21 protein-coding genes are annotated in these 19,827 nt (G+C 65.9%); 6 read left to right on the top strand and 15 right to left on the bottom strand.

Annotated elements, in window-relative coordinates; genetic code table 11:
• Nucleotides 1-25: 25 nt before the first annotated feature.
• Nucleotides 26-661, bottom strand: a complete 636-nt coding sequence (locus BJ6T_RS32380) for a hypothetical protein (RefSeq protein ID WP_014496786.1) — start codon at nucleotides 659-661, stop codon at nucleotides 26-28.
• 286 nt (nucleotides 662-947) lie between these two features.
• Between BJ6T_RS32380 and BJ6T_RS32375 the strand changes: the two genes are divergently transcribed.
• Entirely contained in the window at nucleotides 948-1,493 is a 546-nt protein-coding gene (locus BJ6T_RS32375) for a sigma-70 family RNA polymerase sigma factor (protein WP_028169741.1), read from the top strand.
• Between the two features lie 2 nt (nucleotides 1,494-1,495).
• The gene (locus tag BJ6T_RS32370; protein WP_014496784.1) at nucleotides 1,496-2,134 is read left to right on the top strand and encodes an NrsF family protein; all 639 of its coding nucleotides are present in this window, start codon (nucleotides 1,496-1,498) and stop codon (nucleotides 2,132-2,134) included.
• 11 nt (nucleotides 2,135-2,145) lie between these two features.
• Here BJ6T_RS32370 and BJ6T_RS32365 read toward each other — a convergent pair whose 3' ends face one another.
• Nucleotides 2,146-3,249 (bottom strand): DUF2336 domain-containing protein, encoded by a 1,104-nt coding sequence (locus tag BJ6T_RS32365; protein WP_014496783.1) that lies wholly within the window; start codon nucleotides 3,247-3,249, stop codon nucleotides 2,146-2,148.
• A 63-nt stretch (nucleotides 3,250-3,312) separates the two neighbouring features.
• Nucleotides 3,313-4,470 (bottom strand): GGDEF domain-containing protein, encoded by a 1,158-nt coding sequence (locus BJ6T_RS32360; protein ID WP_028169740.1) that lies wholly within the window; start codon nucleotides 4,468-4,470, stop codon nucleotides 3,313-3,315.
• Nucleotides 4,471-4,904: 434 nt separating this feature from the next.
• Between BJ6T_RS32360 and BJ6T_RS32355 the strand changes: the two genes are divergently transcribed.
• The 4 genes from BJ6T_RS32355 (at nucleotide 4,905) to BJ6T_RS32340 (ending at nucleotide 9,128) form a co-directional block, all read left to right on the top strand.
• Nucleotides 4,905-5,474: a sigma-70 family RNA polymerase sigma factor gene (locus tag BJ6T_RS32355; RefSeq protein ID WP_008140099.1), complete on the top strand. Its 570-nt coding sequence runs from the start codon at nucleotides 4,905-4,907 to the stop codon at nucleotides 5,472-5,474.
• Nucleotides 5,471-6,160, top strand: coding sequence for a hypothetical protein (locus BJ6T_RS32350; protein WP_014496780.1), 690 nt, complete (start codon nucleotides 5,471-5,473; stop codon nucleotides 6,158-6,160). Before BJ6T_RS32355 ends, BJ6T_RS32350 begins: the two co-directional genes overlap by 4 nt.
• A gap of 15 nt (nucleotides 6,161-6,175) precedes the next feature.
• A complete protein-coding gene (locus BJ6T_RS32345) occupies nucleotides 6,176-7,891 on the top strand; it encodes a S8 family serine peptidase (RefSeq protein ID WP_014496779.1) in 1,716 nt (571 codons plus the stop codon).
• Nucleotides 7,892-8,372: 481 nt separating this feature from the next.
• Nucleotides 8,373-9,128 (top strand): TIGR03809 family protein, encoded by a 756-nt coding sequence (locus tag BJ6T_RS32340; RefSeq protein WP_141378808.1) that lies wholly within the window; start codon nucleotides 8,373-8,375, stop codon nucleotides 9,126-9,128.
• Nucleotides 9,129-9,157: 29 nt separating this feature from the next.
• Here BJ6T_RS32340 and BJ6T_RS32335 read toward each other — a convergent pair whose 3' ends face one another.
• From BJ6T_RS32335 to BJ6T_RS47580, 12 genes are all read right to left on the bottom strand, one after another.
• Nucleotides 9,158-10,528 carry a TIGR03808 family TAT-translocated repetitive protein gene (locus tag BJ6T_RS32335; protein ID WP_014496777.1) on the bottom strand — a complete coding sequence of 457 codons (1,371 nt, stop codon included), beginning with the start codon at nucleotides 10,526-10,528 and terminating at the stop codon, nucleotides 9,158-9,160.
• A gap of 207 nt (nucleotides 10,529-10,735) precedes the next feature.
• Complete coding sequence (locus tag BJ6T_RS32330; protein WP_014496776.1) at nucleotides 10,736-11,392, bottom strand: pyroglutamyl-peptidase I; 657 nt, start codon at nucleotides 11,390-11,392, stop codon at nucleotides 10,736-10,738.
• The gene (gene meaB / locus BJ6T_RS32325; RefSeq protein WP_014496775.1) at nucleotides 11,389-12,375 is read right to left on the bottom strand and encodes a methylmalonyl Co-A mutase-associated GTPase MeaB; all 987 of its coding nucleotides are present in this window, start codon (nucleotides 12,373-12,375) and stop codon (nucleotides 11,389-11,391) included. The genes BJ6T_RS32330 and meaB overlap by 4 nt, the downstream gene beginning before the upstream one ends.
• 21 nt (nucleotides 12,376-12,396) lie before the next feature.
• Nucleotides 12,397-12,741, bottom strand: a complete 345-nt coding sequence (locus BJ6T_RS32320) for a HepT-like ribonuclease domain-containing protein (protein ID WP_014496774.1) — start codon at nucleotides 12,739-12,741, stop codon at nucleotides 12,397-12,399.
• Nucleotides 12,742-13,056 (bottom strand): nucleotidyltransferase family protein, encoded by a 315-nt coding sequence (locus BJ6T_RS32315; protein WP_014496773.1) that lies wholly within the window; start codon nucleotides 13,054-13,056, stop codon nucleotides 12,742-12,744. It lies immediately after the preceding gene.
• Nucleotides 13,057-13,150: 94 nt separating this feature from the next.
• Complete coding sequence (locus tag BJ6T_RS32310) at nucleotides 13,151-14,662, bottom strand: tripartite tricarboxylate transporter permease (RefSeq protein WP_014496772.1); 1,512 nt, start codon at nucleotides 14,660-14,662, stop codon at nucleotides 13,151-13,153.
• 4 nt (nucleotides 14,663-14,666) lie between these two features.
• Nucleotides 14,667-15,161 (bottom strand): tripartite tricarboxylate transporter TctB family protein, encoded by a 495-nt coding sequence (locus tag BJ6T_RS32305; protein ID WP_014496771.1) that lies wholly within the window; start codon nucleotides 15,159-15,161, stop codon nucleotides 14,667-14,669.
• A gap of 98 nt (nucleotides 15,162-15,259) precedes the next feature.
• Nucleotides 15,260-16,252, bottom strand: coding sequence for a tripartite tricarboxylate transporter substrate binding protein (locus BJ6T_RS32300; RefSeq protein ID WP_014496770.1), 993 nt, complete (start codon nucleotides 16,250-16,252; stop codon nucleotides 15,260-15,262).
• A 131-nt stretch (nucleotides 16,253-16,383) separates the two neighbouring features.
• A complete protein-coding gene (locus BJ6T_RS32295) occupies nucleotides 16,384-17,157 on the bottom strand; it encodes an RsiV family protein (RefSeq protein ID WP_039229556.1) in 774 nt (257 codons plus the stop codon).
• A 31-nt stretch (nucleotides 17,158-17,188) separates the two neighbouring features.
• On the bottom strand, nucleotides 17,189-17,485 hold the full coding sequence (locus BJ6T_RS32290) for a nucleotidyltransferase family protein (RefSeq protein WP_014496768.1): 297 nt from the start codon (nucleotides 17,483-17,485) through the stop codon (nucleotides 17,189-17,191).
• 37 nt (nucleotides 17,486-17,522) lie between these two features.
• Entirely contained in the window at nucleotides 17,523-19,679 is a 2,157-nt protein-coding gene (scpA, locus tag BJ6T_RS32285; protein WP_014496767.1) for a methylmalonyl-CoA mutase, read from the bottom strand.
• Nucleotides 19,676-19,819 (bottom strand): hypothetical protein, encoded by a 144-nt coding sequence (locus BJ6T_RS47580; RefSeq protein ID WP_155256718.1) that lies wholly within the window; start codon nucleotides 19,817-19,819, stop codon nucleotides 19,676-19,678. Before BJ6T_RS47580 ends, scpA begins: the two co-directional genes overlap by 4 nt.
• Nucleotides 19,820-19,827: the final 8 nt, after the last annotated feature.

The raw sequence follows: 19,827 nt of genomic DNA, 5'->3' as shown, positions 1-19,827 counted from the left end.
CCCCACCCCAAGATCAGGCCAAATATCAGGCCATGAACATGCGTGCGGCAGAGGCCAGCGTCAGCAGCGTGCCGACGCCGATGAAGATCTTGCCGATCAGCGAGCTCTGGTCCCAGGCCGAGCTGTGGCTGCTCGCCATCACCGGCGCCGGCCGCGCGTCGGTTGCGGCGATCACCGCCTTCTGTGCCGGCGGGTCCTGTTGCAGGGCGCGGTCGATGTCGTTGAGCTGATCGGGCGCCACCACCTGAGCCTCGTCATTCGGCGCGGCGGTATTATCGGCTGCAGCCTGAACGTTGTCGTTGGCGCGTCCGGTCATCGCGGAGGCCGCGGCAGCCGTCGGCGTATCGGCCGCGGCGATCTGCGCGTTGGCGTTGGCGACCGCCGGCGTCATCCGGCTCAAGGCCGGCACGTCGTTTTCGGCCTTCGCCGCGCCGTCCTTCTTGTCGGCCTTGTCGTCGGATTTCTGCGCCGCCTTGCCGCTGTCGCGGTGGCGCGACGCATGGCGCCGCTGCTTGCTCGGCGTGACGGCCTCGGCCTGGTTGCCCGCGCTGTCCGATTTGCTGCCTGCGGCTGAATTCGGTGCCGCCTGTGCAGCGGCTCCGACCAGCACGAAAAGGCCGGCAAGGAGAATCAATGCCGCGCGCCCGCTGGCTTTCATCATGTTGACGATCTCCCCAATTCCCCCGTCCCGGGACCGAACAGAGACCCCGGGGCGTGACCACAGCGGGGCAAAAAATGGGAATCTTCGGGCTATCCCGGGCAAAAGCGGGGCAAACCGCCGCCTCGCAACCGGCCGCCGGATGCGGACGGGACCGATCGGTGTTATGAGCCGTCGTGGGTTTCGACGGCCGCATCGCGTGGCGAGGCACGGCGCAGATCACGAAGTCGTGATCTTTCTGGTGCCGGCGTAACAAACTGAAAGAGCTGCCGAATTGCATGGTGAGGGCGTGCGCGGACGTGAGGACGAGTGGACCGGCCTGATGCGGTCGGCCATGGCAGGCGATGATGCGGCGTATCATCGCCTGTTGAAGGCGGTCACGCCTGTGCTGCGCGCTGCCGCGAGGCGAGGTCTGGCGCGGGCCGGGCAGCCTCCCGACCAGGCCGAGGATATCGTGCAGGAGATTTTGTTGGCGGTGCATCTGAAGCGGCACACCTGGGACAGCGAAGCCCCCTTCGCCCCGTGGTTGTTTGCAATCGGGCGCAACAAGCTGATCGATGCGCTCCGGCGGCGGGGCCGGCGGGTCTTCGTCAACATCGACGATTTCGCCGAAACGCTGCCGGGCGAGGCGCCGCAGGAGACGGCCTCGGCGGCCGAGGTCGCAACGCAGCTCGACACGCTGCCGCAGCGCCAGCGCGAGGTGCTGCAGTCGATCGCCGTCGACAGCGCTTCGATCAAGGACACGGCGTCAAAGTTTTCGATGAGCGAAGGTGCGGTGCGGGTCGCGCTGCATCGCGGACTTGCGGCGCTGACTGCCAAACTGCGGGACCACTAGTCATGGATACCGATCAACTCATTCGCTCGCTCGCGGCCGACAACGCCCATCGCGCGCCGCGCGTCGGCGCCGTGCTGACGATGGCGCTGCTGGTGGCGGCACCGTTCTCGATCCTGATCTTCGCCAGTTTCCTTGGCGTGCGGCCCGACGTGATGACCGCGATGCACAATCCGTTCTTCGACACGAAGTTCGCGGTCACGCTGTCGCTTGCGATCCCCGCGATCATCGTCAGCCTGCATCTGTCGCGGCCCGAAGCCCTGATGCGCGGCTGGGGCTGGCTGCTGCTGCTCCCCGTCGGCCTGCTTGCGGTTGCGATCGGCAGCGAGACCATGATGGCCCCGGCGATGCCGATGACGATGCGGCTGGTGGGCAAGAACTCCCGGGTGTGCATGCTCGCGATCCCCGCGATGTCGCTGCCGCTGCTTGCGGGCGCGCTGTTCGGCCTGCGCCACGGCGCGCCGTCGCATCCTGCACTCGCCGGCGCGCTCGCCGGCCTGCTGTCGGCCGGCCTTGCCGCAACGCTCTACGCCTCGCACTGCACCGACGACTCGCCGCTGTTCGTCGCGACCTGGTACACGATCGCGACGGCGCTCGTGACCGCGATCGGTGCCTACGCGGGTTCGAAAGTCTTGCGCTACTAGCGACGGCGGCCTCACGCCGCCGGCGTCGTGCCCTGCTGCATGCGGTGGAAGCGCAGCACCTGCTGCGCAGTCGATGAGCGCAGGGCCTCGTAGGCATCGCGCAGCGTCAGCATGTCGGTCTTCGACCCGCCCGAGAGCTTTTCGCGCATGGCGATGATCGCGCGGACGCTCGTCCATTGCATGCCTGCGACCTTGGCGAGGACCATCACGCCCTCGTTGCGGCTCTCGATCATCATGTTCTCGGCGGTCTCGACCGTCACGCCCGCGAGCGCCGCGAGCCCTGCATTGGTCTCGTCGAACTTGCCCTGCTCGGCGAAGCTGGTGACCTGGAACTCGTTGAGACGACCGTCCTCGTGCAGCGATCTCACCAGTGCGCGCGCCATTTCGGTCTGCCTGGTCATGGCGGCGGCGCGGACCCGCTGGGTCGCTTCCTGGACCACGCTGGACACTTCGTCCGCGAGCTCCGGATGCGCAGCCTCGAGCTTCCTGCGCACGCTCAGGGACGCCTTGGCGATCAGCTTCAGGTAGTGATGGCGCGGCAGGTCGGGCCGCAGGCCGATGCAGGCGGCGAGGTCATCGTCGCGTTCGGCGCGCGTGACGAGGTCGGTGAGACTTCCCTCGGAGAGCCGCGCGCCCGGATTGCTGACGGTCGATTGCACCACGTCCTCGTTGCCGCGCGCCACCAGCACGTCGGTCAGTGCTTCCGACAACACACGCCGCAGCGAGATCGCCTTGAGATGCGCCTGGCCCCTGGTGCGCGCGATCTCGATCAGGGTCGCCTCGTCCAGCCGTTCCGATTTCGTGAGCACGGGGCCGGAGACCTCGATCACCTCGTCGAGGGCGAGGGTGCGGATGATCTTGGGCGGCGCGGCCGCGATCGGCGCGAGGCGGTTGGCGAGCAGCGCTCTCGCCGAGGCCTCGATCTGCTCGATCAGGCACTGGAACACGTCGTCGAACACCCTGACGTGCTCGTCGGAATAATCCACCGCATTGTTGATGAAGAGATCGGTGACGCGGCGCAGGGCCTCGACCCGGCGCGCGACGGTGCCGTGCGAGAGCGCGGTCTGCAATTCCTCAAGCAGGTTCTCGGATGGTCTTTCGGATTTCGATCTCATGGCCCTGTCCTGGAGCGTTCGATCCGGCTGCGGCTTCTGCGCAGCCAGGAGAAAATGGATTGGTCAGCTCGTTGCAATACGGTTGCGCCCTTGCGCCTTGGCGGAATAAAGCGCGCTGTCGGCGCGTGCGAGAAACGTGTCGGCAGTATCGTTGTCGCGCAGCGTCACGACGCCCGCGGAAATCGTCACCCGCATGCCGGGGGAAAATGCGCTCCAGTCGAGATCGGCGACGATGCCGCGCAGCCGCTCGAGCATGCGCCGCGCCGCGCCGCCGTCGGTGCCCGGCAGCAGCAGCAGGAATTCCTCGCCGCCATAGCGGCCGAAAAAGTCGGCCGGGCGGATATTTGCAAAAATGGTGATGGCGAAGGTGCGCAGCACCTCGTCGCCGACGGGGTGGCCGTGGGCGTCGTTGATGCGCTTGAACCAGTCGAGGTCGATCAGCGCGATGGCGCAAGGTGCGGACGCCTGCTGCGACTTTTCGACCTCTGCATCGAGCAGCCGCATGATGCAGCGGCGGTTGTAGGAGCCGGTGAGCTCGTCGAGCTCGGCGAGCTCCTCGATGCGCTGATAGGCGGCTTTCAGCTCGATGCTGCGCCGGTACAGGACCTTTCGCAGTGTGGCGCCGAACAGGCCGAGGAAGGCGCACTGGCCGATCACCAGGACGAAGCACAGCATCGAGGCGGTCCGCTGGAGCCTCGTGGCGACTGGCATGCCGATCGGCAGGTCGGAGGCGAGGAAGACAGCCGCGAGGCAGGTCGTCGCAATCGCCCACGTGAACATCGCCTGCGCCGAGGTCATGCGCAGCGTGCCGAAGGCGAAGATCAGGAACAGCACGCTGATGAAGGCGATGCCGAGGATCGGCACCGACACCAGGAAGATGAACTGCAGCGCCATGTGCGCCGAGATCTGGAAGACGGTGAGATAGTGGTCGCTGTGCCTGTCGCCGACGCCGGCTTCCGACATCACGACGAAGATGCCGATGATCATCAGGCCGCCGATCCAGAACAGCGACGGAACGTTCATCGGGACGATACCGTCATGGGCATAGATCAGCAGCACGAAGGCGCCGAGCGAGTAGCTTGCGACCTGGCCGACATACATCTGCCGGCGTTGCCGGACCCGGCGCGCTCGCACCTCGGGCGCAGCCGCGTCGGGCATGAGAACGAGATCCGCGACCTCAGCGGCATTCCTCTCCGGTAAGGTCGTCGCGGCCGTGCTCATTGTCCCGCCAAGGGTGGATGTCAGCGCAAAAATCTACGCGGCAAGCCTTTAGGTTTGGTATCCTTCGAAATCGAATCCAAACGGTGCAGCGCGCAACAGGGTGACAGCGGCCGGCGGGGAAATTTGCCGGCGATTAGGCATCGTTGGCGACGGCGTCGAGCCAAAGCAGGGCTTGGTGAGACATACGTCGTGCAGGGCTGCTAAGGTTCCATCATGTCAGGCCGTCCGTGCCGGACGGCATTGCATAGGGAATGCATCAATACTATGTTACCGTTATCGAGCGAGCCGGCCAACCGCGGCGGGTGGCAAAAGGAAAATTCGCGTATGTGGGCTAGATCACACAGACCCCCGTGTGACTGCGGTAGCCTGAAGAATTTCGCCCCGCCCGTCGAACCGTCCGCCGCGCCGACCCGACCAACTTTGCGAGACGGGCATTGAGCGTGACACAGGCGGCTTCGGACGAGGTCCTGATCGCCAGGATCGCTCAAGGTGACCGGCTCGCCATGCAGGTGCTGTACGGGCGGCACCATGTCAGGGTCTACAGGTTCGGGCTAAGGCTCGTGCGGGACGAGCAGGCGGCGGAAGACCTCATCAGCGAGGTGTTTCTCGACGTCTGGCGTCAGGCCGGCAAGTTCGAGGGTCGATCCGCCGTTTCCACCTGGCTGCTGGCAATCACCCGATTCAAGGCCCTGTCTGCGCTCCGGCGCAGGAAGGACGTTGGGTTGGACGACGAAGCTGCCAACGCGATCGAGGATTCGTCTGACGATCCGGAAATCGCGGTGCAGAAAAAGGATACCAGTGAGGCGTTGCGGGAGTGTCTGACGGGCCTCTCGCCGGACCATCGGGAAATCGTCGATCTCGTCTACTACCACGAGAAATCCGTGGAAGAGGTGGCCGAAATCGTCGGTATTCCGGAGAACACTGTGAAGACGCGCTTGTTCTATGCGCGCAAGAAACTGGCCGAACTGCTGAAGGCAGCCGGCGTTGAGCGAGGCTGGCCATGATGGCATTGAGCAAGAAGATGCTGGAGCAAGAGCCCAGTGAAATTGAACTGCTACTGCCCTGGCACGCCGCCGGCACGCTGAACACGCGTGACGCTCGCCGCGTCGAGGAAGCGATGGCGCGTGATCCGGCGCTTGCAAGGCAATATGCCGCGATCCGCGGCGAGTACGAAGAGACCATCCATCTGAACGAGAGCTTGGGGGCTCCGTCGGCGCGGGCGATGCAGAAGCTGTTTTCCGCGATCGATGCCGAGCCGGCGCGGCCGGTCGGTTCGCTGCCGCTCTCGGCGCGCATCGCGACCTTCTTCTCGAGCCTGTCGCCGCGTACGCTGGCCTGGTCGGCGAGCCTGGGTGCCATCGCGCTGCTGCTCCAGGCCGGCATCATCGGCGCCGTGCTGATGAAGACCCAGACCGCGACCTTCGAGACTGCTTCGCTGTCGGTCGGCGCGCCGATCACGCGCGATCTTGGAGCTGCGCCTGCGCGCGCGCTGGTGCGCTTCGCGCCCGAGGCGCGCGTCGCCGACATCACCGCGCTGCTCGACAGCTACCACGCTTCGATCATCGGCGATGCCAAGGGCGGCATGTTCCGTCTCCAGTTCGACAAGGCGATGAGCCGGGACGAGCTCGCCTCGCTGCTCGGCAGGATGTCGCGCGAGAAGTTCGTCAACCTCGCCGTCGCGGCGCCGTAAGGCGCCGCTGCACCGATGACGCGCAAGTCCGAGAGTAAGTCGCGAGCCGGGGCCTACGCTTCATCGGTCGGAGCTGCACTCCTGCTCGCGGCCGGTCTCGGCGTCGAGGTTGCGCAGGCGCAGGCGATCATGCGCACGCCGACGATCAGCGTCCCCACGCGCACCCCGACCATCTCTCCCAGCATCGCCGCGCGCGTCAGCCCCGGTGTCGGCGCCCGGGCTGTCGGCGTTGCCCCAGGCCCGCGGGCTATCCCTGCCATCCCGCGTACCATCACCACGGCGCGGATGAGACCGGTCCCAGTGCTGCCCTATGCGCGCTATTCGCCGAACCTGTACCCCGCCTGCACCGCCCCCTATCGCGATGCCGACGGCGAATGCCTGGCGCAGCCGGGCGCAGGCGGCGATGGCGCGGGCAAATCGGGCAAGAAGAGCGCGGGGAAGGGGCGGGGCAGCAGCACGCCGGCTGCCGTCGACTTGCGCACCTTCGCCAATGAATTCGTGGCCGAGATCGACGGCGCGCTGTCGGCGACCGAAGCCGACGAGCTTGCGCGTCGCCACGGCTTGACGCGTGTCTCATCGGAGAATTTCCCGCTGATCGGGGCGACGTTCGGCCTGTTCCGCATCACGGACGGCAGGCCTTCCGAGACGGTGCGGCGTGAGTTCGCCGCCGACGGCAGCGTGCGCTCGGTCCAGCCGAACTTCCGCTACGTGCTCCAGGATCAGAAATCGTCGGTGCCGACCGAGGGCGATCCCGCGCAATATGCGCTGGCCAGGCTTCGCCTGCCGCAGGCGCATACGCTGGCGCACGGCGCCAATGTGACGATTGCCGTGATCGATTCCGGCATCGACGCGCAACATCCCGAACTCGCCCACTCCATCGCCGACAACTTTGATGCGCTCGGCAGCGCCGAGGGCCCGCATGTCCATGGCACCGGCATTGCCGGCGCCATCGTGGCGCATGCCAAGCTGATGGGCAGCGCGCCCGAGGCGCGCATCATCGCCATCCGCGCCTTTGGCGGCTCGACGGGTGGAGCCCAGAGCTCGTCCTACATCGTCCTGCGCTCGCTGAATTACGCCGCCGAGCACGGCGCGCAGATCGTCAATATGAGCTTTGCCGGTCCGAAGGACGCCGTGATCGAGCGCGCCATCGCGGCGACCGCCGCCCGCGGGCTGGTGCTGATCGCGGCCGCCGGCAATGCCGGCGCAAAATCGCCGCCGCTCTATCCGGCCGCCAATCCCAACGTGATCGCGGTCAGCGCGACCGACCAGCAGGACAAGCTGTTCTCGGCGTCCAACCGCGGCAATTACATCGCGCTGGCGGCGCCCGGCGTCGACATCTTCCTGCCCGCGCCCGACGGCAAGTACCAGATGACCTCGGGGACCTCGTTCTCGGCCGCCTATGTCTCGGGCGTCGCCGCGCTGCTGCTCGAGCGCAATTACACGCTCAAGCCGGAGGCGCTGCGCATGACGCTGGCGAAGACCGCGCGCGACCTCGGTTCACCCGGCCGTGATGATCTGTTCGGCGACGGTGAGGCCGACGCGTTTGCCGCGGTGACGGCTGTTCCCGCCGACAGCGCGACGCCTGTTGCGGCTGCGTCCGGTACAACAAAACGTGAAGATGCCGAGAAGCGTCGCGACGAGCCTGGCATCCGCGCGATCGAACAACCCTCGCTATCGAGCGCAGACGATAAATCCACGATTTCTCAGGCGGATAGGCCGGCGACGCGATAGCGGCTGCGACAACTTTGCGCGCGGTGCGACGGCCAAGAAATCGAACGCTGCATTGAACGTTCAGCCGGCTGCCACGACCAAATTATGTGGGAGCGGTCATCCCTCCCCATAAGTCATATCAGGCGCGAGCGCCCATCCACCCCAAGCGCCCATATGGCTCGACCCGTCCGGTTGTCCCCCCGGACGGGTCTTTTCCTTTCAGGCGTCTGATTTCTTGAACCGCCCGGCGCGATCAGCTTCCGGTTGAGCGAACGTGGCGGAGCCCATTGTCGGCGTCCGCGAGTCGCCCCGCAGGCCGGTTATGCTTGCGCGAAGCTTGACTCGAAAACACAGCAATTCTCCGCACGACTACGGTGATTGACGACGACCGGCGTGTCGTTGCTGGACAAGTCAAAACTTTTCCACAAAATATTCATGTCGCGTCTAAATTGATTCGTGTGCGTTGCGTCGCGTCCGTATTTTTCTCCTGACGGGCTGGTTTATGACACATCGCCAAGAGGCTGTTCGCGACGTGGCGCGTGGCCGCGACATTGCGGCACGCTGGTGCGCTCTCGCCGAGCAACGGCTGGAACATCTCTCCGAAATGTTCGAGACCGGACGCTGGCGCCGCTATCACTCCGAGATCGCATTCCTCGAAAACATCCAGGAAGCCAAGCGCGCCGTCCAGACCTGGCGCGCGCTCGCGACCGGTGGTGACGTGGCGGCGGCGGCCGCGAGTGTCTCGCCCGCATTCGGCTGGTCGCCGGCGACCATGTCCCGCGTGTTGCCGCGCGACCAACAGGCGCAGACCGTGCAGCCCAAAACCTTGCAGCCCAAAACCTTGCAGCCAAAGGCTGTCCACATCGCCGCGGAGACCGCCGTGCCGGTCAGGCTCGCGCCCACGCCGGAGATCCTTGCCGAAATCACCGAAGCCCCGCTCGCGCCGCGAGCGACGCCCGCTGCGGTGGCATTGTTCACTGCGCCTGCCGCTGTCGCTCCGCTCAAGGCTCCCGCTGCGCGGGCGCCGCTCACCGCGCCCGCTGTGAGGTCACCGGTCGCCCCGCCTGCGGCTATGGCGGAGTTCACCGCACCTGCCGTGAAGGCGCCGCCCGCCGTGCCGGCTGCAATGGCAACGCTCCTGCCGCAGTTCGCCCCGCCTGCCGCCGAAATCGTCGCCGCTCCCGAGCGCGTCGTCGAATTCACCTTCAGCCTCGACGGCCTGCAAGCGAAGTACCCGCTGCTGAGGAACGCGTTCTAGCGTTTGGGCGCCGGGGATGAGGGCGGCACCTACCGCCGCAGGGCATTGCCGCCGACCACCAGCTGCGCGAAGCGCTGCGCGCCGTCGGCCGACAGATCCGACGTCACCGCATGGGCATGATCGAGCCCGACCACGGCGCCGCGCGGGGTTTCCGAGATCATGTTGTTGTTGACGAGCGCGGTGCCTGCGCCGGACACCACGGAGACGCCGACGCCGGCCAGCGCCTTGCGGATCACGTTGCCCGTGATCGCGACGTCGCGCAGATATTTGCCCCAACCGGCGACGATGCCGTAGGACGGCGCGTTCTCGATCACATTGCCGGTCACGGAGCTGTCAGCCTCGATGTAGATGCCCACGCCGGCATCGTCGTCCGGGGCGGTGCCGATCGGCCGCTTCGGGATCAGATTGCGGATGATGTTGCCCTGGACCACCGCGATGCGGCCGCCTTCGTTGAAATTGCAGACGGAGACGCCGACGGCGGCACCATCGACCGTGTTGTTGGCGATAATCGCGGCCTCGAACGCGAACTCCGAATAGAGCGCGACCTCGCGCACGTCGCTGACGCTGTTGCCTGATATGTGGATGTTCGAGGCCGAATTGCCGCGCACCGCCGAGTAATCGCAGTTCCTGATGCGGTTGCCGCGCACGATCACGTTGCCGGCGCGAAACGCGTTGATGGCGTTGCCGTACTGGCCCGAGCCGCCGGGGCCGGCCTTGATGTCCTCGATGCGGTTATCAGTGACCAGCGTGCCGTCATCGCCGATTGCGGTGCGCAGGATCTCGATGCCGTTGTCGTTGGTGCCGATGATGGTGTTGCGCGAGACGCTGAGGCCCCTGGCGTCGAACGAGACGACCGCCGTCACCGCGATGTTGGTGAAGATGTTGCCGGAGATGTCGCCGGACACCTGCTCGAGCCAGATGCCGCTGCCGCCGGAGGCGGTGATCTCGCAATCGGTGATGCGGACGTCACGCCCGCCGAGGACGTGGATCAGTCCGCGCCGGCTCGGCAGCAGAATATTGCCGCCGTCGAAGCTGATGCCGGTGAGGCCGATCGAGTCCGAGCCGTCGCTCTGGATCGCCGAGGCCCCGCCGGTAAAAATGAGTTTCGTCGCGCCACGCACGCCGATCAATTGCGAACCGTTCGGCAGCCGCAGCAATCCGCTGCGATACACGCCGGGCGGCAGCGCCAGCGGCATCTGCGCCCGCGCAGCGTCGTCGATGGCGCGCTGGAGCACGCGGGTCTGGTCCTCGCTGCTGCCGGGCCGCACGCCGTATTGCGTGGCATCGCGGCCGAGCAGGGATGTCAGCGGCGCCGCGCGCGCGGCATCGGCCGGCATAGCGAGCGCGCCCGCGATGCCTGCGGTCGAAGCTCCGATGAGATGGCGACGATTGAGGTCCATGACGCGTCCTCCGGCGGACGCGGGGGTCCGCGGGAGTTAGGTAGCGCAGGGTGGCCGACGGCGCGGGGATTGTTCGCGGTAGGGTTAAAGATTTACCGCAAAGACGGTGCCGTAGGGTGGGCAAAGCGTAGCGTGCCCACCATTGTTACAACCGATGCGGATGCATGGTGGGCACGGCGCTTGCGCGCCTCTGCCCACCCTACGTAGCTACGAAGCCGGTATGTTCCGCCTCTTTCTTGCCAACCCCACCATCTCCATCAGCATCGCTTCCCCCGCGTCCACCAGCTCCTCCAGCGTGATCCGGGCTGCGCCCTTGCGGCGCACCGCGCCGCTGCGCGCGAGCAGGGGAATGTGGATGAACGCCGCAAGCCGCGGTCCGCCCGCCCTCACATTCTCGATCGCTCGCCAGCTGAGATAATTGCAGAGATAGGCGCCGGCATCGCGCGAGGCGCGCGCGTCGATGCCGGTGAGGCGCGCGGCGCGCAGCAGCCTTGCCGTGTGCGGACCGAACGTCATCGCGTCCGCTTGGCCGGCGATGCCGCGCTTGCTGGAGCGGGTGTTGGCGGCATCGGGCCAGAGCATGGTGACGGCATTGCGCGCGCGGGTCTCGATGCGCAGGTACGGTGTGCGCGCGGCGAGGCCGAACATCAGCAGCGCATCCGGCTTCTGCTTCGCGAGCACATCCGGCAATTGCCGGTCGACCGCGGCATAGGTGACCGGGAAGATGTGGCTCGCGAGCGCGACGTCGTCGAGCGCCGGACGGCGCAATTGCGCCAGCCGCGCGACCAGCGGCTGGGTCGGGTTATGGGGCGCGCCGGGAAACGGTCCGAAGCCGGTGAGGAGAATGCGGAGCTTTTCGCTCATTGCAGCAACTCCAAGATCTGCTCCGCGGCGAGTGCCGGCGTGAGATGGCCTTCGGCCACCTCGGCCTCGATCTTCCTGACCTTGGTCCGCACCGACGCCTCGCTGCGCAGCCGCGCCAGCATGCGCTGCTCCAGCATCGACCACATCCACTTCACCTGTTGGTCGCGCCGCCGCGCGGCGAAATCGCCGGATGCGTTCATCGCCTTGCGGTGATCGAGGATCTTTTGCCAAATTTTTGCGATGCCGTCGCCGGTCAGCGCCGAATAGGTCTCGACCGGTGGATGCCAGTGCTCGGAGCGCGGCGCCAAAATGTGCAGTGCGCCGCGATAGTCGGCGGCGGTGATGTTGGCGCGCTTGAGGTTGTCGCCGTCGGCCTTGTTGATCGCGATCATGTCGGCGAGCTCGACCAGGCCCTTCTTGATGCCTTGCAGCTCGTCGCCGCCACCCGGCAGCATCAGCGCGAGGAAGAAATCGGTCATGTCGCAGACTGCGGTCTCGGACTGGCCGATGCCGACGGTCTCGACCAGCACGACGTCGAAGCCGGCGGCTTCGCACAACAGCATGGCCTCGCGCGTCTTGGCGGCGACGCCGCCGAGCGTGCCTGACGATGGCGAGGGACGGATGAAAGCGTCGTCGGAGGCCGACAGCCGCGCCATCCGTGTCTTGTCGCCAAGGATCGAGCCGCCGCTGCGCGCCGAGGATGGATCGACCGCGAGCACCGCGACCTTGTTGCCCTGTTCGATCAGGTACGTCCCGAGCGCGTCGATGGTGGTGGATTTGCCGACGCCGGGCGAGCCGGTGATGCCGACGCGAACCGCCTTGCCGGTGTCGGGCAGCAGCATCTGCACCAGCTCGCGCGCCAGCGCCTGGTGGTCGCCGCGCCGGCTCTCCACCAGGGTGATCGCCCGGGCGAGGGCTGCGCGACTGCCGGAGCGCAAGTCGCGGGCGAGGGTCTTGATGTCGATGGATTTGCTACCGGTCATGATTGTCTTCGCGTCCAGCCGCTAGCGGCCCGACATGCGAATGTGTCTTTCAGCGCAAGATCTCAAAGGTGGAAGGTGGATTTGAATGATGTCCCAAACGATCTCGGCCTTCGTCATGTGGTAGGCATGACGCAGTAGATTTCCGAAGTCGATCATCTTGCGCCAATCGATTGCCGGCTCGGTTCGTTTTATCTCATCCGGGATGAATCTTGATGCCTCGCAGATGATCTCGAGAAGTCGTTCGATTGCCAGCCGGGCGGTTTTTTCAGAGACGAATTGATCGAATGTGAAGCCCTTCACGACACTCTCGATGTCAGCGATAGCTTCCAGAATATCTCGCAGCCGGTCTTCCACGGTCGGCGGCATTCAGAAGACCTCGACCAGATCATCCGCGATACGCTCGGCCATGCGCGGCTTCAGCAGGTCCCGTATCGATATCTGCGCTCGTAGGCCGACATGGTCCTCGATCAAATGCAAGGCTCTAAAGTAGTCGAACCGCGGCGTTTCCTCGCGCGAGGTTGTCTCGACCAGCACGTCGAGGTCGCTGTCTGGCCGAGCGTCGCCGCGCGCGCGCGACCCGAACAGGTAAAGCCGGATGACACCTGCAGCCCTCAGGGCGGGAGCAAGCTCTCGGAGCTTCCTGACAAGCGTCTGGAGCGGAATGTCTGCGACGTCGGTCATGACCGGACACTAGCACAAGGCGACCGTCTGGCCCAGCATGGCGGAGCCGGCTGGACCCGCCCCGGCGGGGTAGGCGAGGGCTGCCCGCCCCCTATCACCGGGATCTTGCCGCTGCCGTCTGCACCGGCTTCAGCTTGCGCCAGACCCACACCATCACCGGCCAGAGCAGCGCGCCGATTGCCATGGCGGCGAGGATCGCCGCGACAGGCCGCTCGAAGAACGGCAGGATGCTGCCGTCCGACTTGATCAGCGAGGTGACGAAGGCCTGCTCGACCATGGTGCCCATGACGATGCCGAGCACCATCGCGGCCACCGGATAGCCATTGGCCTCCATGACATAGCCGATCACGCCGAAGGCGGCGACGGTGACGACGCCGAACATGTTGTTGCCGATCGCGAACGAGCCGACCGCGCAGCACAGCATGATGATCGGCATGATGGCGGAGCGCGGTGCCAGCAGGATGTAGGCGGCGATCCGGATCATGGCGATGCCGAGCGGGATCATCAGGATGTTCGCGATGATGAACATCAGATAGATCGCATACATGCTCGACGCCTTCTCGGTGAACAGCGTCGGGCCCGGATTGAGGCCCTTCATGTAGAGCACGCCGATCGCGATCGCCGCGATGGTGTCGCCGGGAATGCCGAACAGCAGCGAGGGTACCCAGCCCGAGGCGATGCTGGCATTGTTGCTGGCGCCGGCCTCGACCAGGCCCTCGACATGGCCGGTGCCGAATTTCTCCGGCTCCCTGGAGAAGCGTTTGGACATCGCATAGGAGACCCAGGCGGCCATGTCGGCGCCGGCGCCCGGCAGCACGCCGATGATGATGCCGATGATGTTTCCACGCGTCATCTGCCAGTGATACTTCTTGGTCAGCTTCCACTGGCCGGCCATGATGCTCCCGAATTTTCGTCGCGGCAGCGGCGGCGGTTCGGGCGTCAGCATCGCGCGCATCACCTGCGCCACCGCGAACACGCCGACCAGCGCCGGGATCGGCTCGATGCCACCGAACAAATCGGTGATGCCGAAGGTGAAGCGCGGTACGCCGCCGGGATTCTCGATTCCGATGCAGGACACCAGCAGGCCGAGGAACATGCCCGCGATCGCCTTCACCGGCGAGGAGCGCGCGACCAAAGTGGCGCACATCAGGCCGAGCAGCGCCAGCCAGAAATATTCGAAGGTCGAGAACGACAGCGCGATCTCGGCGAGCGGCGGAGCCAGGATCATCAGCGACAGCACGCCGGCGATACCGCCGACGGCGGAGAACCAGACGCCGGCCCCCAGCGCCAGCTCGGCCTGGCCCTTGCGCGTCATGGCGTAGGCCTCGTCGGCATAGGCTGCCGAAGCGGGGGTGCCGGGAATGCGCAGCAGTGCGCCGGGGATGTCGCCCGAGAAGATCGCCATCGAGGAGGCCGCGACGATGGTCGCGATCGCCGCGATCGGCGAGAGGTAGAAGGTGACGGGAACGAGCAGGGCGGTCGCCATCGTCGCCGACAGGCCCGGCAGCGAGCCGATGACGAGCCCGTACACGGAGGCTGCGAACATCGCGATGATGACCTCCCAGGTGGAGATCAGCGCGAACGCTTCAATGAGGGTCTTGAGCATGGGATCACCAGGGCGTCGGCAGCAGGCCGGCGGGGAGCGGCACGCGCAGCAGCTTGCCGAAGATGAGGTGGATGCCGAACGGCGACAGCGCCGCGAGCGGCAGCGCCAGCTTCCACTTCGCCCCGAGCGCGGTCGAGGTGACGTAGACCATGATCGCCGCGGTGATGATGAAGCCGAGTCGGTCGGCGGCGGCGACGTAGAACAGCAGCAGCGCCGGCGGCAGCAGGGCGCGCAGGCCGTAGAGCTTGCCCGGCGGCGGCGGCGCAGCCGCCACCTGGCCGTCCTCGAGCGGGACCAGCTCTTCCTCCTCCTCGAAGGAATGGCCGATGCCGAACACGATCGCGAGCCCGCACAGCGCGAGCCCGATGCCGATCACGAGCGGAAATACGTTGGGGCCGACCGGCTGCCCCGGCACCGGCGGCAGGATCCAGCCGCCATAGGCAGCCGCCGCGCCGAGCACGACGAGAAACGATCCCGTGACGGAGTCGGGAAGACGCATGGGAGTGGTCCTGTCAGAATTCCGGGAGGTGCGTTCCCTCTCCCCCGCATCCACCTTCGCTGAAGCTTCGGCGGACAAGCGCGGGGAGAGGTGAAACGTCACGCCTTGCTCAGGCCGGCGGCCTTCATCGCCTCGCCCATCTGGGCGTCGCCCTTGTCCATGAAGCTCGCGAACTGGCCGGCATCGCCCCAAACGGTGCCGAAGCCGCGATTGCTCATGAAGTCCTTGAACTCGGCGGAGTCGTAGACCTTCTTCAGCGCCGCGGTGAGCTTCGTTGCGATCTCCGGCGGCAGGTTCTTCGGTGCGCCGATGCCGCGCCAGGCGCCGGTCGCGTAGTCGATTCCCATCGCCTCCTTCAGCGTCGGCACGTCCTTGAAGATCGGGTTGCGCGCCGGCGCCATGATGGCAAGGCTCTTCGCCTTGCCCGCCTCGATGATGGCGCGCGCCTCCGGCACCGAGCACGTCGTGAGGTCGAGGCCGCCGGCGGCAAGATCCTGCATCGCGGGCGCGGCGCCATTCGACGGCACCCAGGCGACCTGGTTGGCGGGCAGGCCCATCGCCTGCATCCAGCCGACCAGCGCGAGATGCCAGATGCCGCCCTGGCCGGTGCCCGACGCCTTGAACTTGCCGGGAGGCGCCGCCTTGATGGCTTCGGCGAGCTCCTTGACGGTCTTGTAGGGCGAGGAGGAGGAGACCTGGATGCCGGGCGGGTCCTCGTTCATCAGCGCCAGCGGCGTGTAGCTCTTCGGCGTCAGCTCGGTGAGGCCCTGCCAGTGCATCATCGAGATTTCGACGGTGAGCATCCCGATCGTGTAGCCGTCCGGCTGCGCGGTCGCGATCGCGCTATGGCCGACCACGCCTGAACCGCCGGTGCGATTGACGACGTTGAAGGGCTGGCCGAGATCCTTTTCCAGCAGGGCTGCGACAATGCGCGCAGTCGCGTCGGTGCCGCCACCGGCGCCCCAGGGCACGATCACGGTGACCGGCCGGGCCGGATACGCCTGCGCGCGGGCGGGTGTGAGACCGAATGCGGCGGATGCGGCAATCGCGGCGGAAGAGGCCGCAAAAGTGCGGCGCGTGATCTTGGACATCAATGCCTCCCAGCGGCGCCCGTGACACCGGGCGCTCTTGTCAATGAAGGCATTCTAGTCGGCTTTGCGGCGCCGCTGCAAGGTAGCGCTACCACGGCACTGTGAGCAACGTGTCGCTGCCCAAAACATCATCACTGCGGCTCCTCAGCGTCGCCCTTCGGCCGCGCGCCGCCGAAGATGCGCATACCTTCCGCCGTGAGATAGGTCTTGAGCGTTTCCCACGGCACGAAGGCGACATATTCGCCCTCGGCGTAGGGGCCGACCGCGTAAGGCGGATAGTGGAAGGTGAGCCCGGAACTCTTGCCCGCTTCGGTTGACGGCGCGAGCGTCACCGCGCCGATCTTGAGCAGGCTCGGCTCGACGCTCTTGAACCACTCGTCGGTCGCGGTCTCGCTGGTGTCGCGCTTCTTCTTCTCGGCTCTCAGCGAAGCGATCACGGCTTTCACCATCGCCTTCATGGTCGCCCCGTTGTCGGCGGTTTCGGTGAAGAACGGGCGGATCGAGATGCGCTTGCTCTCGCTCTTGTCCCACAGGATCGTGTTCACGTCCGAGTTGGGAGGGGCGCCATGGGTGTCCATGTAGTCGTTGCGCAAGACGCTGACATAGCGATCGCCGACCACGGAGCGGATCGCATATTTGCGTTCGAAATCCCAGCCGCCATCCTTGAAGAACTGCGGATCTTCCTTGCGCGCGGCGGCGGCCTCGGCCGCGTTCTTGTCGAGCCACTTCCTGCCCTCAGTGAGGCAATCCGCCGCGAGCGCCGCATCAGCCTTGATCCTGTCGTCGAGGAAGATGCGCGCGTCGATGCTCTTAGTCTTGACGACGGCGTCGGGTTTTGGATCGGCGGCGAGGGCGGAGAACACGCACGTTGCGCCAAGCGCCAAGGCGACGCTCAAACCGGTCATGAACTTCAAGGGGAGTGCTCCTGCGTGAGCGTCAGAATACTTCGAGAATGTCGCCCGCAATGCTCTCCACAAAGCGAGGCGAAATGGAGTGCCGGACGGTCGCCTGCGTCTGCAAGCCAGTCGCATCCTCGATGATCTGCTCGACATCGATCAGGTTGAGCAGCGAGAAAGATGTCTCCGGTTCGACCTCGACAAGGACGTCGATGTCATTGTCCGGACGGTAATCCTCATTGGCGCGCAAACCCAATATGGCAAGCTTTGACACGCCCTTGCCTTTGATGGCATCGGCGTTCTCGCGTATCGCAGCGACGATCTCGTCACGTGTCATGGACACAACCTGGCCGGTTACCGGGCCAGTCTATCATCTACTCGGCCGCCTCGCTATGCCCGAGCCGGGCATTCAGCTTGCGGATCAGTTCCTCGGCGGCTTCCGCGATCACCGTGCCCGGCGGGAAGATGGCTTCGGCACCGGCCGCATAGAGCGCGTCGTAATCCTGCGGTGGCACCACGCCGCCGATGATGATCATGATGTCGTCGCGGCCCTGTTTCTTCAGCGCGGCCTTGAGTTCAGGCACTGCGGTGAGATGGGCGGCGGCGAGCGAGGAGACGCCGAGAATGTGGACGTCGTTCTCGACCGCCTGCCGCGCCGCTTCGTCGGCAGTTGCAAACAGCGGCCCGATGTCGACGTCGAAGCCGATGTCGGCGAAGGCCGAGGCAATCACCTTCTGGCCGCGGTCGTGGCCGTCCTGGCCGATCTTGGCGACCAGGATGCGCGGCCGGCGGCCTTCCGCCTCCTCGAAGGCGTCGATCAGCGCCTGAACCTTCTCGACCTTGTTGCCCATGCTGGACGCCTCCCGCTTGTAGACGCCGGTGATGGACTTGATCTCGGCACGATGCCGGCCGAACACCTTTTCCATCGCGTCCGAGATTTCGCCGACGGTGGCTTTCGCCCGTGCCGCGTCGATCGCGAGCGCGAGCAGATTGCCGTTGCCTTCGCCGGCCGAGCGCGTCAGCGCGGCAAGCGCCGCGTCGACGTCGGTCTGGTTGCGCTCGGATTTAAGCCGCGTCAGTTTGTCGATCTGGAGGCGGCGGACATTGGTGTTGTCGACCTTGAGAATGTCGATGGGAGCCTCATCCGTCGGCTTGTACTTGTTGACGCCGATCACCGCCTGCTTGCCGGCATCGATCCGGGCTTGCGTCTTGGCCGAGGCCTCCTCGATGCGCAGTTTTGGCACGCCGGCCTCGATCGCCTTGGCCATGCCGCCAAGCTCCTCGACCTCCTGGATATGGCTCCACGCCTTGGCCGCGAGGTCGCGCGTGAGCCGCTCGACATAGTACGAGCCGCCCCAGGGATCGATGATGCGGGTGGTGCCGCTCTCCTGCTGCAGGAAGAGCTGGGTGTTGCGGGCGATGCGGGCCGAGAAGTCGGTCGGCAACGCCAAGGCCTCGTCGAGCGCGTTGGTGTGCAGCGACTGGGTGTGGCCTTGGGTGGCCGCCATCGCCTCCACCGTCGTGCGCATCACGTTGTTGAAGACGTCCTGCGCGGTCAGGGACCAGCCCGAGGTCTGGCAATGCGTGCGCAGCGAGAGCGAGCGTGGGTCTTTCGGGTTGAACGGCTTCAGCAGCTTCGCCCAGAGCAGGCGCGCGGCGCGCATCTTGGCGACTTCCATGAAGAAGTTCATGCCGATCGCCCAGAAGAACGACAGGCGCGGCGCGAAGCGGTCGACATCCAGGCCCGCGGCAAGACCGGCACGCAGATATTCGACGCCGTCGGCGAGCGTGTAGGCGAGCTCGAGGTCCTGCGTCGCCCCGGCCTCCTGCATGTGATAGCCGGAGATCGAGATCGAATTGTATTTCGGCATCTTCGTGGAGGTGTAGGCGAAGATGTCGGAGATGATCCGCATCGAGGGCGCGGGCGGATAGATGTAGGTGTTGCGCACCATGAACTCTTTCAGGATGTCGTTCTGAATGGTGCCCGAGAGCTTTTCCGGTGCCACGCCCTGTTCGCCCGCGGCCGCGACATAGAGCGCGAGGATCGGCAGCACCGCGCCGTTCATGGTCATCGACACGCTCATCTGGTCGAGCGGAATGCCTGCGAACAGCGTGCGCATGTCGTAGATGGAATCGATCGCAACGCCGGCCATGCCGACGTCGCCGCCGACGCGCGGATGATCAGAGTCATAGCCGCGATGGGTGGCGAGGTCGAAGGCGACCGAGAGACCCTTCTGTCCGGCCGCCAGGTTGCGGCGGTAGAACGCGTTGGAATCCTCCGCCGTGGAGAAGCCGGCATATTGCCGGACGGTCCAGGGCTGGTTGACATACATGGTCGGGTAGGGACCGCGCAGGTACGGCGCGATGCCCGGATAGGTCTCGAGGAAATCGAGCCCGGCGAGATCGGCCTCGCCATAGGCGGGCTTCACCAGAATGCCCTCGGGCGTCAGCCACGGCTCGGCGCTGCCGGTCGGGGCGGCAGTGGCGGCGCGCTCGAAGGCGACATCGGCGAAATTGGGAATGCGGGTCATTCCTTGGAGTCCTCAAACCTGCGGTTTCGCTCGACCAGTCTTCGAAGTTTCTTTTCGGCCAAGCGCGTTGGATTGGTGAAGAAATGCTCGATGGACCACACGATCACCCAGACCAGAAATTCCGCCAGGAAACCGAGCATCATCCAAT

It is taken from the genome of Bradyrhizobium japonicum USDA 6 (assembly GCF_000284375.1).
Taxonomy (GTDB): Bacteria; Pseudomonadota; Alphaproteobacteria; order Rhizobiales; family Xanthobacteraceae; genus Bradyrhizobium; species Bradyrhizobium japonicum.
Note: the sequence above shows the minus strand (reverse complement) of the source record. Positions and strands in the feature narration are given on the sequence as shown.

Excerpts from the sequence above, each read along its gene's own strand:
- BJ6T_RS32380 (WP_014496786.1), bottom strand. The coding sequence starts at position 661 with ATGATGAAAGCCAGCGGGCGCGCGGCATTGATTCTCCTTGCCGGCCTT.
- BJ6T_RS32370 (WP_014496784.1), top strand. The coding sequence starts at position 1,496 with ATGGATACCGATCAACTCATTCGCTCGCTCGCGGCCGACAACGCCCAT.
- BJ6T_RS32365 (WP_014496783.1), bottom strand. The coding sequence starts at position 3,249 with ATGAGATCGAAATCCGAAAGACCATCCGAGAACCTGCTTGAGGAATTG.
- BJ6T_RS32360 (WP_028169740.1), bottom strand. The coding sequence starts at position 4,470 with ATGAGCACGGCCGCGACGACCTTACCGGAGAGGAATGCCGCTGAGGTC.
- BJ6T_RS32350 (WP_014496780.1), top strand. The coding sequence starts at position 5,471 with ATGATGGCATTGAGCAAGAAGATGCTGGAGCAAGAGCCCAGTGAAATT.
- BJ6T_RS32345 (WP_014496779.1), top strand. The coding sequence starts at position 6,176 with ATGACGCGCAAGTCCGAGAGTAAGTCGCGAGCCGGGGCCTACGCTTCA.
- BJ6T_RS32340 (WP_141378808.1), top strand. The coding sequence starts at position 8,373 with ATGACACATCGCCAAGAGGCTGTTCGCGACGTGGCGCGTGGCCGCGAC.
- BJ6T_RS32335 (WP_014496777.1), bottom strand. The coding sequence starts at position 10,528 with ATGGACCTCAATCGTCGCCATCTCATCGGAGCTTCGACCGCAGGCATC.
- BJ6T_RS32330 (WP_014496776.1), bottom strand. The coding sequence starts at position 11,392 with ATGAGCGAAAAGCTCCGCATTCTCCTCACCGGCTTCGGACCGTTTCCC.
- meaB (WP_014496775.1), bottom strand. The coding sequence starts at position 12,375 with ATGACCGGTAGCAAATCCATCGACATCAAGACCCTCGCCCGCGACTTG.
- BJ6T_RS32320 (WP_014496774.1), bottom strand. The coding sequence starts at position 12,741 with ATGCCGCCGACCGTGGAAGACCGGCTGCGAGATATTCTGGAAGCTATC.
- BJ6T_RS32315 (WP_014496773.1), bottom strand. The coding sequence starts at position 13,056 with ATGACCGACGTCGCAGACATTCCGCTCCAGACGCTTGTCAGGAAGCTC.
- BJ6T_RS32310 (WP_014496772.1), bottom strand. The coding sequence starts at position 14,662 with ATGCTCAAGACCCTCATTGAAGCGTTCGCGCTGATCTCCACCTGGGAG.
- BJ6T_RS32305 (WP_014496771.1), bottom strand. The coding sequence starts at position 15,161 with ATGCGTCTTCCCGACTCCGTCACGGGATCGTTTCTCGTCGTGCTCGGC.
- BJ6T_RS32300 (WP_014496770.1), bottom strand. The coding sequence starts at position 16,252 with ATGTCCAAGATCACGCGCCGCACTTTTGCGGCCTCTTCCGCCGCGATT.
- BJ6T_RS32295 (WP_039229556.1), bottom strand. The coding sequence starts at position 17,157 with ATGACCGGTTTGAGCGTCGCCTTGGCGCTTGGCGCAACGTGCGTGTTC.
- BJ6T_RS32290 (WP_014496768.1), bottom strand. The coding sequence starts at position 17,485 with ATGACACGTGACGAGATCGTCGCTGCGATACGCGAGAACGCCGATGCC.
- scpA (WP_014496767.1), bottom strand. The coding sequence starts at position 19,679 with ATGACCCGCATTCCCAATTTCGCCGATGTCGCCTTCGAGCGCGCCGCC.
- BJ6T_RS47580 (WP_155256718.1), bottom strand. The coding sequence starts at position 19,819 with ATGCTCGGTTTCCTGGCGGAATTTCTGGTCTGGGTGATCGTGTGGTCC.